A 13,656-nucleotide genomic window follows, 5' to 3' on the forward strand; every position below is an offset into this window, starting at 1 on the left:
CAGGCTGGCGGTGCAACTGGCGCGGCGGCGACAACAGGTGGCGGTTTTGCCTTTCCGAAACCCAAATCAATGCAGGGCAGTGCAGGCAGCACCACGCCGTCCTCAGCCGGGACAAGCGGTTTAACGCCGCGCTCGACCAGCACCACCGGTACATCATCGACGACAACCCCGCGCAGCAGCTTTGGCACCAGCAGCACAACAGGTGGTACTGGCAGCACCGGCAGCACTTATAGCCGCCCGTCAACCACCGGCGGGTCCAGGCTGGGCACGTCGCGTTATGGCACGGGTAGCACTGGCAGCAGCAGTTCGTCAGATAGCTCAAGTGGCTATCAACGACCCACGCGCCCGGCCGGGAGTGACAGTGCTGGCAGCACAGGTAGCAGCTTTTCATCGACACGGCCCAGTACGCCGTCATCGTCAAGTTTCAGCCGGACCTATCCGCGCAAACCCGATGATAAAAAAGACTGACCATTTTTCGGACTGATACAGCCCCGATGATTAAAGCGCCCGGATATAACCGGGCGTTTTTTTGTTTCAATGCCCGCAACTTTGAATAGAATTGAATTTGAATTAAATTCAAATTGGGGCGGGTCATGAAGAATTGGGGAATTCCGGGGCTGGCGATGTTGGGCGCGGTGCTGGCCGGGTGCAGCTTTGTCGATCAGGGGGCGATTGATTACCATGTTGATCGCAGTTCAAGCGCGGGTGCGATGTATCTGGAGGGTAAATATGCCACGGCCAATGGCGGTAGTACTGGTGCCATTGTTGCGGGCGATACCATCACCCTGGACCTGAAACAGGTCTTTATGAAGGATTTCATCGAAAGTGCGCTGTTTTCCGATGACAAGCAGGGCGAAATTGCCATTGTCGCCAATGTCTATGAAATGTCGGATCAGTCAGGGCGCAATGCGGTTGATTACGGGCCAAATTCCGTCAAAAGCGGGCGTGTGATCTATTATTCCGACGATGTGCGACCGGGCCAGTTTCTTAATCTGTCGCAATTACCGGTTTACGGGCCGATCCGCTATAACGGGAACCGGCTGGTAATCCAGCTTTATATCCTTGAACTGGATTCAGTCGGCAGCGAAGCCGTTTCAAGCCTGCTTAAAAAGCTTGCCGAATTGGGCGGTGCGGCTTATCCGCCAGCATCAAGTACCCTGCGGGTTCTGGATTCCCTCGGCAGCGCGCTGTTGCAGGGGAATAAAAACGATACGGTATTTTCCTATACCATGACGCTGTTGCCCGCCCAAAATGGTGCCAGCTTTTCAGAACCTGCCGTGCTGACGGCGGGGAATTATGTGTTTGTGCGCAAGCAGGAACGCCAAAGCGATTTTCGCTGGTGTGATGTGTTTTATGCCCAGTCGCGTGGCCGCCTGGTTGTGGCAAACCCGAAACCAACGGATGGTAAATGCCCGGCTGGCGGTATTGCAAAATCGAATGAACAGGATGAAAACGCATTGCCGCTGTTTCGCGATGAAACCTACGTCGTGGTTCAGATCGAAAAGGGCTATGACAGCATCTCGCTGGATTTGCAGCAGGCAACCTTTGATACGCTGATCGCGCAGCTTGATGCCAAAACCACCAGCGACATTGCCGCTGTTGAAAAGGTTACGGATAGCTATGTTGCCAGTGTCCGGCGGATCAATAATTACAAAGATGTCAAAGGCATGCTGCAAACCCTGTCCCAAACCGGGGTTGTGCAGGCACAGGCGGAAAATGCCGCCTTTGAACTGATGCAAATCGTGGGTGAAGCCGCCCGTACCGCCAATGCCGCCGATTTGGGCCAGGATGCGGAACCCACCTTGCAGGAAGAAGACCTGCAATCAACGCTGCGTCATATCCGTTTGCTTGTACCAACCGATGCCAATGTTACCCTGGCGAAAATCGCCCCGGTCAGCGGGGGCGTGGTGACGGTTGATAGTGCCGTTGTCGATGCCATCCGTGCCGAGCTGGTTAATGCCGCCATTGCGGCTGCACCAGCAGCACAGGCCAATACCGATGCCAGCGCCGGAGCAGGGACAACCGCCCCGGATGCAGCGGCTGGTACTGGCGGTTAAGGCAGTTGCCTGAAATGCGTTAATTAAAGCCCTTTGCCCTTAATCAGGTTCATTTTGTTTCATTTCGGCGTGTCTTCTGGCAAGGCACATCGCGCAGCGCGATGCGGTGTATCGGGCAAGTGATGTAACACAGCCAGAAGCCGTCGAAATGGAATCCTTCGGGCGGCTTTCATTTGTCGCCCTGCTACGTCGAAATCCTTGGCCGTAAAACCATTACGCCCTGCGGACTTCTCCTTGCCGGGCAACAAATGACAGCGGCAAAATGAGCCTGATTAAGGGCAAAGGGCTTTAGTTGGGTAAAGGCTCAATAAAATACCCCGCAGCCATCACGGTTGCGGGGTATTTTAATGGCAGATAGCGGGATGCCTTGACGGTGCCTGTATCAGGCGGCCGCGTGCGCCCCGTTTGCGTCGGGGTCGCGCAGCACATATCCGCGCCCCCAAACGGTATGAATATAATTGTCGCCGTCGGTTGCAGACTGGATTTTCTTGCGCAGTTTGCAAACGAAGACGTCAATGATCTTCAATTCGGGTTCGTCCATGCCACCATAAAGGTGGTTCAGGAACATTTCCTTGGTCAGCGTCGTGCCTTTACGCAGCGACAGCAGTTCCAGGATGCCATATTCCTTGCCCGTCAGATGCAGCGGCGAACCGGCAACATCGACTGTACGGGCATCAAGATTGACATGAAGTTTGCCCGTGGCGATCACCGACTGGGCATGCCCCTTGGAACGACGGACAATCGCCTGGATGCGTGCCAGAAGTTCCGTTTTGTCAAACGGTTTGGTCAGATAGTCATCGGCACCAAAGCCAAGGCCTTTGACCTTGTCTTCGGTTTCCGTCAGGCCCGAAAGAATAAGAACCGGCGTTTCCACCCGCGCATCACGCAGGCGGCGCAGAACCTCGTAGCCGTCAATATCGGGCAACATCAGGTCCAGCAAAATAATATCGTAATCGTATAATTTACCGATCTCGAGGCCATCTTCCCCAAGGTCGGTGGTATCCACAACCATCCCTTCGGACTTCAGCATAAGTTCTATGCTGTCCGACATGGCGTCGTCATCTTCGACAAGCAGCACCCGCATTTTCCGCTCCGCTCCGTTACCATATTCCGCAATAAATTTGGTTTTTATCCGGACTGTCCCGGCTATGCCCCAACAGCAGCCGTATCGTGGGATTTTTCCCGTTTCGTTAACGATACGTTGCTTTGCGACTCGTGGCAAGCGCACGAGTCGCAATTTGTTAACTTTTTTACCGCCATATTGTTCCCGTCATGACCAAATAAAGATTTAACAGGGGTTTAGAGCGCCCTGACTAGGTCAGAACTTTGGCGGCATTACGGCTGCGTTTGATCGCTGGCTTTGTAAATTAACCCTTCTCCCATTATATTTGGATCAGGACGCGGCGTTTTCCACCCCCGCGTCGCGCATCACCATCGAGACGACGCAAAAGGCCCCCATGTTCCAGATTGGCAAAAACATCATCGCCGACCTTCGCCGTGTTCCCGATTACTGGGTTGTGGGTCGCGTCACAGCGGTTTTGGGGCTTCTGGTTGAAATTGGTGGCGTCGAGGGTGCGATGTCGATTGGCGACCGCTGCAAGGTGGTGCGTCGTGATGGCGAAGCCGTCATTTGTGAAGTCGTTGGATTTCGTAGCGAACGTGCCTTGCTGATGCCCTTTGGCGCGCTGGACGGCATTGGCATTGGCTGCGAGGTCGAACTGGCCGATACCCAGCCGCAAATCTACCCCGATGAAGGCTGGCTGGGCCGCGTGATCAATGCCTTTGGCGAACCGGTGGATGGCAAGGGGCCTTTGCCACAGGGCAATTTGCCCTATGCCATTCGCCGAACCCCGCCATCGGCCCATACCCGCCAGCGTGTTTCGGGCAAGCTGGATTTGGGCGTGCGCGCCATGAATACGTTTTTAACCTGCTGCCGTGGCCAGCGTATGGGTATTTTTGCTGGGTCCGGTGTGGGTAAATCCAGCATGCTGTCAATGATGACGCGCCACACCACGTCGGACGTTTCCGTTGTCGGCCTGATCGGTGAACGTGGCCGCGAAGCCCGCGAATTTATCGAAGATGACCTGGGCGAAGAAGGCCTTCGCCGGTCTGTTGTGATTGTCGCAACATCCGATGAACCGCCGCTGATGCGCCGCCAGGCTGCCTATATGACCATGGCAGTTTCCGAGTTTTTCCGCGATCGTGGCCGCGACGTGCTGTGCATGATGGATTCCGTCACCCGTTTTGCCATGGCCCAGCGTGAAATCAGTCTGTCGGTCGGCGAACCACCGGCATCAAAGGGTTACACCCCAACTGTCTTTGCCGAACTGCCCCGCTTGCTGGAGCGCGCCGGTCCTGGCGGGCCGGGGCAAGGGTCCATCACCGGGCTGTTTACGGTTCTGGTCGATGGCGATGACCATAACGAACCAATTTCCGATGCCGTGCGTGGTATTCTTGACGGGCACGTGGTGCTGGACCGTTCGATTGCCGAACAGGGGCGTTACCCGGCGATCAATATTTTGCGCAGCGTGTCGCGAACCATGCCAGGCTGTAACAACGAACATGAAAACCAGATCGTGCGGCGGGCGCGCCAGTTGCTGGCAACCTATGATGATATGGCGGAATTGATCCGCCTTGGCGCCTATCGCCGCGGGACAGACCCCAAAGTGGATGAAGCCATTCATTACTTTCCGCTGATCGAGGAATTTTTAAGCCAGCGCAAAAATGAATGCACCCGCCTTGCCGATGGTTATGCCGATCTGGCACGCAGGCTCGATATGGCCCCGGTCGAGGACGGCAATGCGCAGGTCGCTGGCAATGCCGGCCACGCCGCACGCCCGGGTGCGCCGATCAACAGCCAGTCGGCCCAGCGCCAGACCGACCTTAACGCCGCCAAACGTGCCCTGGGGCGCTAGGTGCTGATATTGACGGTCAGAATTCGCAATTTCATGATGATGTGCTGCGGCGGCATCTAACTCCGCCGGGGTAAGGAGAAGGGCCGGGAAATGGCCAAGGATTTTAAAACGCTGGTGCGTATTCGCAAATGGACGCTGGATGAAAAGCAGCGTGAACTGGGCGAGATGATGCGCGTGCTTGAACATCTGATCGAGCAACGCCAGCAGCTTGAACTTGCCCTGAAGTCAGAACAGAAAGTGGCGGCAGAAAACCCGCAAACGGCTGGTTTTGCCTATGGCAATTTTGCCAGTGCCATCATTGTGGAACGTGAAGCACTGGACCAGCGGATCAAGGCGCAGGAAGCCAGGATTGATGCGTTCCGTGACGAGGTCGCACAGGCATTCAAGGACATGAAAACTGCCGAAATATCCGAGCGCAACCGCGTGGCGGCATTACGTGCCGAAGAAGACCGCAAGGAACAGGAAAGCCTTGATGAGATCGGCGCGCGTGCCGCCACCCGCAAAGATGGTTTGATTTAATCTTTGCCGGGCAACGAGCTTTAATCCCTAAGCTTCAAGCGCCAGATCATGCCCGGTCGAAATGCCGGTGATGTGGCAAAGCTGGTGCGGGGTCAGGCAAAAAACGCTGCTGGGTGTCCCTGCCGCCAGCCAGATTTCCGGCTTTGCCAGCAGTTTTTCATCAATCAGGGTTCGCAGGGCATTGGCATGGCCAAAGGGCGGTACGCCGCCAATGGCATAACCGGTATGGGTACGAACCTGTGTTGCATCCGCCTTGCCAATTTGTTCACCGATCAGGGCGGCAACCTTGTTTTCACAAACCCGGTCCGCACCATTCATAATGATCAGAACGGGTGTGTTGCTATCCTTGGCCTGAAAGACCAGTGATTTGCCAATATCGCTGATGTCACAGCCAATGGCGGCGGCTGCATCGGCGGCCGAACGGGTGCCAGCGGGAAATTCCAGAACATCAATATCGTTTAGCCCGGCCGTTGCGAATGCGCTGGCAAGCCGTTCAGGGGGCGTGATTTTTTTCATGATCCGGTTGCTGCCTGTTTCGCCTTGTTTTTGCGTTTGCGATTAAGAAGGTTAAGCGTTTCGACCCCCAGACTGAAGGCCATTGCGAAATAAATGTAACCTTTGGGGACATGAATTTGCACGCCATCAAGCAGAAGCACAAACCCGACCAGGATCAGAAAAGACAGGGCCAGCATCTTGATCGAGGGGTGGTTATTGACGAAATCGCCAATAAAGCGCGCAGCAAACAGCATCACACCGACCGATATGATCACGGCCAGCATCATCACGGTCAGGTGGTCTACCAGGCCAACAGCGGTAATCACGGAATCCAGCGAGAATATGATATCAAGCAGCATGATCTGGATGATGGTGCCGACAAAACCCGCAACGGCCCTGGTTTCGTGTTCTTCGGGTTCATCAATGGTGTGATGGATTTCCATTGATGCCTTGGCAATCAGGAACAGCCCGCCGACAATCAGGATCAGGTCACGGCCGCTAATGGCGCGGTCTAAAACTTCAAACAGGGGCGATGTCAGCTCCATGACCCAGGCCATGCAGGCCAGCAGCAACAGACGGATCAGCATGGCCCCCAAAAGACCGGCGCGCCTTGCTGCTTTTTGCTGTTTTTGTGGAAGTTTGGCGACAATGACCGACAGAAAAACGATATTGTCGATCCCCAGAACAATTTCGAGTGCCGTCAGGGTAGCAAGACCCACCCACATATGGGGGTCGGCGATCCAGTCAAACATTTAAATACCCGTTTCCGTTTTGTCGCCTGTTCGGCACTGTCGCATCAAGATGTGTCTGCACTGCATCTAACGCAAGCGTGAATTGATTTCGCCGCCCGCAGGCCCGAAAACAGTGCATATCAGGTTGATAACGGCGGTAAAATTTGATTGTTCCGTCATGGTTTTATGCCAGCCTGATGGCGCAGGACCACCTAATGACTTTCCGGGGGAGGAAACATCATGTCCAAAACTGTCACGCTGGCCCGTTTGTTGGCGGCATCCCTATTGGGTGGGGCCGTTGCCCTGGCCGCATTGCCTGCAAGTGCTGACCCCGCACCGGACATGAAAAACTGGGATGCGGTGGTAAAGCAGGCCCAGGGACAAACCGTTTACTGGTACGCCTGGGGTGGGGAACCGCGCATTAATGATTACATCGCCTGGGCGGGCAAACAGGTGCAGGAACGTTATGGCGTTACGGTAAAGCAGGTCAAACTGGCCGATACCGCCGATGCGGTTTCCAAGGTCGTTTCCGAAAAGGCCGCTGGTAAAAACGATGGCGGTGCGGTGGATATGATCTGGATTAACGGTGAAAACTTTGCCGCCATGAAGCGCAATGGCCTGCTGTTTGGCCCATGGGTCGAACAGACACCGAATTTCAAATATGTTGATGTTACGGGCAAACCCACTACGGTTAATGATTTTACCGTGCCGACTGACGGCCTGGAAGCCCCGTGGGGCATGGCGCAGCTTAGCTTTTTTGATGATACGTCGCGCGTGGAAACAGCCCCGCGCAGCGCACAGGAACTGCTGGCATGGCTGCAAAATCATCCCGGCCGGTTCACTTACCCGCAACCGCCCGATTATATGGGATCATCTTTTTTAAAGCAGGTTCTGACCGAACTGGTTGCCGACCCGGCGGTATTGCAAAAACCTGCAAGCAAGGCCGATACCCAAAAGGTCCTGGCCCCGCTTTGGACCTATCTTGCCAAATTGCAGCCGGTTTTGTGGCGCGAAGGCAAGGCTTACCCGGCCAATGGCGCGGCGCTGCGTGCCATGATGGCGGATAATGAAATTGATATCGGCTTTTCCTTTAGCGCAGCCGAGGTTTCGGCCGCGATTGCCAATTTTGAGCTGCCCGATACGGTGCGCAGCTTTGTTTTTGATGGCGGCACGCTGGGCAATACCAACTTTGTCGCCATTCCGTTCAATGCATCGGCCAAGGCCGGTGCCGTGGTGCTGGCCGATTTTTTAATGTCGCCGCAGGCCCAGTTGCGTAAACAGAACCCTGAAATCTGGGGCAGCTTTACCGTGCTGGATATGAACAAAATCCCGGATGCGGACCGCAAGGCATTTGATGCGCTTAATTTGGGTGTTGCCACCCTGTCGCCTGCTGAAATGGGCAATGTCCTGCCGGAACCCCACCCCAGTTGGATGGAACTGGTCGAAAGCGAATGGCAGAAACGTTTTGGCGTTGCCCAATAGGGGCGTTGTCGGGGGATAGCGCAATAACAAAGGATATGGGCTGCCCGTGCTAGGATATGCACCTGTTATCACCGTTCTGTTGATGGTCGGCCCGGTTCTGGCCGGGCTGGTGGGGACGGTGTTGCCGGCTTTTGGCTATTTGCCGGCATTGGGGGGCAATCATGTATCGTTGCTGCCCTGGCAGGAACTTTTTGCACAGCCGGGCCTTTGGATATCGGTGCGCCTGTCGGTTTTAAGTGGACTGTTGGCAACGATAATTTCCTTTGTTTGCGTGATGCTGTTTTGTGCCGCCTGGCAGGGCACGCGGGTTTTTCGGGTGATTGAACGCATTTTGGCCCCGTTATTATCGGTGCCCCATGCGGCGGCGGCATTTGGACTGGCGTTTTTAATTGCGCCGTCAGGCTGGATCGTGCGGGTATTTGCCCCGCTGGCGGGGTGGGGCCGCCCGCCCGATATCATCACCCTGCAGGATGGCTGGGGCATCGCGCTGGTGGCGGGCCTTGTGATCAAGGAAATCCCGTTTCTGTTTTTAATGACACTGGGGGCCATGACCCAGGCCAATGCCGGGCAAACCCGCAAAGTCGCCCTGACCTTGGGCTATGGGCCGATTGCGGGCTGGTTAAAAACAGTGTTACCGCGCATTTACCCGCAAATCAGGCTGCCGGTTTTTGCCGTGCTGGCCTATTCGGCATCGGTGGTGGATGTTGCCATGATTTTGGGCCCCACGACCCCGGCACCGCTGGCAGTGCGTATTTTGCACTGGTTATCGGACCCGGACCTATCGATGCGGTTTATGGCATCTGCCGCATCACTGTTGCAATTGGGCTTGGTGGCCGGTGTTATCGTACTTTGGCTGCTGATTGAAAAACTGGTGGCGATTTGGGGTCGTGCCTGGGCCGAGGGCGGCAGGCGGTATCGTAACGATGGGATATTCCGCCTGATAGCAGCGGCAATTTCGGGCATCAGTGCCGGGTTGATTATTTTGGGCATCGCCAGTTTGGCCGTCTGGAGCATCGCCGGTTTTTGGCGGTATCCCGATTTGCTGCCGGGGCAGATCACCCTGAAATTATGGCAGCGCGAATTACCCGCCCTTATGGGCGCCATGGGCAATAGCATCCTGATCGGGCTGGCTGCGGTCATACTGGCAATCATTTTGGTGCTGGCCTGTCTTGAGCGGGAAAAACGCCAGCGCCGCCAGCCAGGCCAAGGCGCAATGTGGCTGATTTACCTGCCATTGTTGATGCCGCAAATCAGTTTCATGTTTGGTTTGCAGGTGTTTTTTGGCAGCATTGGTTTGGAACGCAGTTTTATATCGGTGGTGATTGCCCATCTGGTTTTTGTGCTGCCTTACATGTTTTTATCCCTGTCCGACCCCTTTCGCAGCCTTGATGCCCGCTATCGCCAAACGGCGTTATGCCTGGGGGGCAGCCCGAACCGGGTGTTCTGGCAGGTGGTTTTACCCCTTCTGACCCGGCCGGTACTGGCCGCCCTTGCCGTGGGTTTTGCAGTTAGCATCGGGCAATATTTGCCAACCCTTTTGATCGGGGCGGGGCGGTTTGCCACAATCACCACCGATGCCATTGCCCTTGCTGCCGGTAATGATCGCCGCATGATTGGCATTTACGGGCTGTTGCAGGCCCTGTTGCCCTTTGCCGGGTTTGGCATTGCCATGCTGGTGCCAGCAATATGGTTTCGTCACCGGCGCGCAATGCGCCATGGCGGATGATGTTTGGGTCTTTGGGTTTTGGGACAAAAAAGGAAAAACACAGCAATGCCACCTGTTGAAAACCCGCAATCGCGCAAAGGTCTGGTCCTTGATGGCGTTAAAATCACGCTGCGCGGGCGGGTTTTGTGTGACCTTGATCTGGTGGTGGCACCGGGCGCAATTGTTACCCTGATGGGGCCAAGCGGGGCGGGCAAATCATCATTGCTGGGGCATATTTGCGGTACGCTTGAACCCGGTTTTGATGTGCAGGGCAGCGTGTGGTTAAGCGGGCGAAAGATTAATGATCTGGCCCCCCAGGACCGCCAAGTTGGCATCCTGTTTCAGGATGATTTGCTGTTTCCGCATTTATCGGTGGGGGGCAATCTGGCTTTTGCCTTGCCTGGTGATATCAAAGGTGCAGGGCATCGCCGCGAAAAGGTGGAACAGGCCTTGGAAATCGCGGGCCTTGCCGGGTTTGCCGGGCGGGACCCGGCAACACTTTCGGGGGGGCAGCGGGCCCGGGTGGCCCTGATGCGGGTATTGTTATCATCGCCGTCTGCCCTGTTGCTGGACGAACCGTTTTCCCGGCTGGATGCCAAATTGCGCAGCCAGTTTCGCGAATTTGTGTTTGATCAGGCCCGCAAGCAGCAATTACCCACCCTGATGGTAACCCACGACCCCGACGACGCCAGCGCAACCGGGGGCGAAATTATCACCTTAAATGGTCCAGTTGCCTGAAATGGCGGGGAAAATGGCACTTTTTTATTATGGCAACAGTCTAAAAATTGCCATATCGGGCTGATTTTGTTGTGCCGGTTTTGCCCATCCCAAAAACTGCGCGCGGGTGTTATTTTCCGCTAGGCAGCATGGGAAAAGCGGTATAGATCGGCGCGTGCGCCAATCGGGCGCCTTTTGGAGTCTTGGTGATATGTTCCCTGATGAAATGTCTCTGATTGTGCCCGACGCACTGGACGCAGCCACCTGCGAACGGCTGATCGCCAATTTCAATGACCGTCTGGATGAAGGCGGGCTGGTTCAGGGGCAATCGGCAAGCCATATCCGCCGCAGCCAGATTGGCTGGTTCAACGAAGAACAGGAACCCGAAGTCATGCGCCGGATCATTGATCTGGTGGCAACGGCGAACCGGGAATGTTTTGATTTCGGCCTGACCGATTTTGCCGAAAATGCCCAGATCGCCCGTTATGAAGGCGACCAGCGCGGCCATTATGACTGGCACAGCGATATTGGCGCATCGGAAGTCGCACGGCGGCGCAAGCTGACCATGGTGATCCAGCTTTCCGAACCCACCGAATATGAAGGTGGCCAGCTACAGCTTAACCCCGCCGGGCATATTATTGATGCACCGATGACACGGGGTTCTGCCATTCTGTTTCCCAGTTTTGTGCTGCATCGGGTGGCACCGACTGTTGCGGGAACGCGCTATTCCCTGTCCATCTGGATCCACGGGCAACCATTCCGCTAAGCGATCACCACCGTTTTATATTCATATGAATCGGGCGGCATTTGCCGCCCGTTTTGTTTGATACCGGGTGATGTGCGGGTTTGGCGCGGGCAGGGAAGGGGGCTGGCAGGCAAGGCTGCTGCCAATCAGTACCGTTCCAGCCGTTCGATCAGGCGGGCATTGTTCCAGCGCGGCTGGCGGTCTTCCAGGGTTGCTTCATGATGCTGCACACTGCCATTATCGGCGGTGTGTTTATCAAGCCGCATATTAATCCAGCGGGGCACCAGTTCGTTGTTGAAATCTTCCATCAACAAAACGGCGGCCTGTTCCAGATTAACAAATTCAATTGTTTCGATTTCCTGGAAATAGGTGGCAAGGCAGCCCGGTTTCAGGATCAGCCGGTCCGGGACATAGCGCAGGCTTAGCCGGGCGGGAAAAACGTTGGGCGCCCCGCGTAATTCGCTATGCAGTGTCACGACATAATCGAGTTGAACGCCGGGGTTTGCTTCGGTTTCGATCAGGTTGCGACGTTCAAAAATTTCCAGCATGGGCCTGTATCCGATAGGGAATTGAATTTTACAGCATAATCCTGCTTTGCGCCCAAAGCCAGTGTGACAAGGATGCTTGGTGGTGCTGGCCTAAGCCTCAAGGCCGCGTTTTTGCGGGCCGGGTGTTGCCGGTTCGCGGCTGACCTCGATAAAGCGGTTACCGTTTTGGAAGTTCAGGCTGCCGCCCAGTTTGGAAATGGCCAGTGCCTGGTTGAAAATAGCCCGGATATCGTCACGCTGCGGGCCATCCAGGGTGTTTTCGGTGCGTACGATCAAATCAAATTTCTGCGTTTCCTTGCGCACCAGCCCGTCCAACTGGGTATGACCCAGCCGGGTAAAGGATAAATCCAGCAAAAATCGGGTGCCGGGATCATTGGGTTTCTGATCGCGGCTTTCATCCTCGTCGCTTTGGGTCTGGCGCCAGGAAAACTGCATCTGTTCAATGCGGTCCCCCATTTGAAAGGGCATCGACATTACACGCCAGCCGTCGCTTCGCGGTTCGCTAGCCATGCCGCGCAGGGTGTTAAAATCCTTGTCCAGCTTTTTGCCAAGGCCGCTATCCTTGCCATCGCTTTTATCAAGCGCGCCAATCGTGCGATCCCCCAGCCAGCTTTTGGCAGAACCACCGGCCCCAACAATGGCGGTAAAGAAAAACATCATTGTTGTGGTCAGGCGCGGGCCTGCGGCAGGAATTTGATTAAGCAGGGCTTGCGCGGCCTGCGGGTCGCTTTGGGCCAGCGTGGATATGGCACGTTGCAGGCTGTCCCAATCCTGGCTCAGGCTGGCGGCCTGCCCACGGGCCATTAACTCGCCCTCGGTCATTACCGGCTGAGGCAGGCGTGCGGCGGCAAGGTTATTGGCATCAATGGCAAAGGAAAGTGTCGCACCAACCGGTGCTGGTACAGGCAGGCGCACACCAACAATCCCGGCATTGGTGCGAAGGGCGGTAAAACCATCGGGTAGCATCCGGGCTTCGGGGCTGCCGGGCGGCAAAACCGTGCCGGTCAAAATCATCGGGGCTGCTGGTTTGGCACCCCCTGCCGCCAGAAGGCCGGTATTTGTACCAGCCGCACCTGCTGCCCCGCCTGCTGTTGCGCCCTGTTGCGCCAGGATGGTGGCGGGTAAATTCCCGCTGCTGGTAAGGCCACCTTGCGATGTTGCCCCGGCCATGCCCAAACCCTGGCCCGCCGCCATTAACCCGGCCGCTTTGGCCGGGGATGCGGCACCGGGGCCAACAAACATCATTTGCACCTGGCTACCGGCGGGTAATGTGCTGCCACCGGGAAAAGACAGGGTGCTGGTTGTCATGCCGGTAAAGCTTTGACCGGGCAGGATGCTGGCCGGGTTGGCATTTGTGGCTGCTGCCGCACTGCCAGCCGCGGCACCACCAGCGCTACCTCCACCGGGCAACATCTGGGGTAAAACCTGCAATCGCAGGCCATTGCTGCCATCAGCACCGCTTTGCGGCATGATGCGCACCCATACCAGATCATTCAGGTTACCGGGTAGGGGTTGGGGCAGTTTGACCGTGACATTCCCTGCACTGGTTTGCAGGGTGACTTCGGCACCATTTTTGGCCTGAAGCGTTGCCTGAAGCAGGCTGTCGACGGGCAGTTTCGTAAGGGCGGCGGGCGGGTTTTGCACAATGGCCGTGGCCGCCCCATTTCCCGAACCCGCATTTCCAGCGCCAACGGCATTGGCACCCGAAACAGATGGGACGGTGGGGCTGCTCGCGGCCATAA

The 13,656-nt window shown here is 56.2% G+C and carries 12 protein-coding genes; 7 read left to right on the forward strand and 5 right to left on the reverse strand.

All coding sequences use genetic code 11. The features are described from left to right. Nucleotides 1–593: 593 nt before the first annotated feature. Nucleotides 594–2,057: a hypothetical protein gene (locus CSC3H3_RS03975; protein WP_157831822.1), complete on the forward strand. Its 1,464-nt coding sequence runs from the start codon at nt 594–596 to the stop codon at nt 2,055–2,057. A gap of 382 nt (nt 2,058–2,439) precedes the next feature. On the opposite strand, the gene ctrA is transcribed toward CSC3H3_RS03975, so the two are convergent. Further along, the gene (ctrA, locus tag CSC3H3_RS03980; RefSeq protein WP_101263889.1) at nt 2,440–3,141 is read right to left on the reverse strand and encodes a response regulator transcription factor CtrA; all 702 of its coding nucleotides are present in this window, start codon (nt 3,139–3,141) and stop codon (nt 2,440–2,442) included. Nucleotides 3,142–3,514: 373 nt separating this feature from the next. Between ctrA and fliI the strand changes: the two genes are divergently transcribed. Next, the gene (gene fliI, locus CSC3H3_RS03985) at nt 3,515–4,972 is read left to right on the forward strand and encodes a flagellar protein export ATPase FliI (RefSeq protein WP_101263890.1); all 1,458 of its coding nucleotides are present in this window, start codon (nt 3,515–3,517) and stop codon (nt 4,970–4,972) included. Nucleotides 4,973–5,062: 90 nt separating this feature from the next. Beyond that, nucleotides 5,063–5,491 (forward strand): flagellar export protein FliJ, encoded by a 429-nt coding sequence (locus CSC3H3_RS03990; protein ID WP_101283865.1) that lies wholly within the window; start codon nt 5,063–5,065, stop codon nt 5,489–5,491. 27 nt (nt 5,492–5,518) lie between these two features. Here CSC3H3_RS03990 and CSC3H3_RS03995 read toward each other — a convergent pair whose 3' ends face one another. Together CSC3H3_RS03995 and CSC3H3_RS04000 are read right to left on the reverse strand one after the other, a co-directional pair. Beyond that, on the reverse strand, nt 5,519–6,007 hold the full coding sequence (locus CSC3H3_RS03995; RefSeq protein WP_101283867.1) for a YbaK/EbsC family protein: 489 nt from the start codon (nt 6,005–6,007) through the stop codon (nt 5,519–5,521). Further along, nucleotides 6,004–6,738 (reverse strand): TerC family protein, encoded by a 735-nt coding sequence (locus CSC3H3_RS04000; RefSeq protein WP_101283869.1) that lies wholly within the window; start codon nt 6,736–6,738, stop codon nt 6,004–6,006. The genes CSC3H3_RS03995 and CSC3H3_RS04000 overlap by 4 nt, the downstream gene beginning before the upstream one ends. 219 nt (nt 6,739–6,957) lie before the next feature. Here CSC3H3_RS04000 and CSC3H3_RS04005 point away from each other — a divergent pair, with 219 nt between their 5' ends. The 4 genes from CSC3H3_RS04005 (at nt 6,958) to CSC3H3_RS04020 (ending at nt 11,387) form a co-directional block, all read left to right on the forward strand. Further along, the gene (locus tag CSC3H3_RS04005; protein ID WP_101283871.1) at nt 6,958–8,199 is read left to right on the forward strand and encodes an ABC transporter substrate-binding protein; all 1,242 of its coding nucleotides are present in this window, start codon (nt 6,958–6,960) and stop codon (nt 8,197–8,199) included. 46 nt (nt 8,200–8,245) lie between these two features. Further along, a complete protein-coding gene (locus tag CSC3H3_RS04010) occupies nt 8,246–9,925 on the forward strand; it encodes an ABC transporter permease (protein WP_245881263.1) in 1,680 nt (559 codons plus the stop codon). 45 nt (nt 9,926–9,970) lie between these two features. Beyond that, nucleotides 9,971–10,642, forward strand: coding sequence for an ATP-binding cassette domain-containing protein (locus CSC3H3_RS04015; RefSeq protein ID WP_101283873.1), 672 nt, complete (start codon nt 9,971–9,973; stop codon nt 10,640–10,642). Between the two features lie 190 nt (nt 10,643–10,832). Further along, entirely contained in the window at nt 10,833–11,387 is a 555-nt protein-coding gene (locus tag CSC3H3_RS04020; protein ID WP_101264207.1) for a 2OG-Fe(II) oxygenase, read from the forward strand. A 125-nt stretch (nt 11,388–11,512) separates the two neighbouring features. Here the strand turns inward: CSC3H3_RS04020 and CSC3H3_RS04025 are convergent, their stop codons facing one another. After that, a complete protein-coding gene (locus tag CSC3H3_RS04025) occupies nt 11,513–11,914 on the reverse strand; it encodes a hypothetical protein (protein ID WP_101283875.1) in 402 nt (133 codons plus the stop codon). Between the two features lie 90 nt (nt 11,915–12,004). Then, a complete protein-coding gene (locus tag CSC3H3_RS04030; RefSeq protein WP_101283877.1) occupies nt 12,005–13,654 on the reverse strand; it encodes a hypothetical protein in 1,650 nt (549 codons plus the stop codon). Nucleotides 13,655–13,656: the final 2 nt, after the last annotated feature.

The organism is Thalassospira marina (assembly GCF_002844375.1).
In the GTDB taxonomy this organism is placed as follows: Bacteria; Pseudomonadota; Alphaproteobacteria; order Rhodospirillales; family Thalassospiraceae; genus Thalassospira; species Thalassospira marina.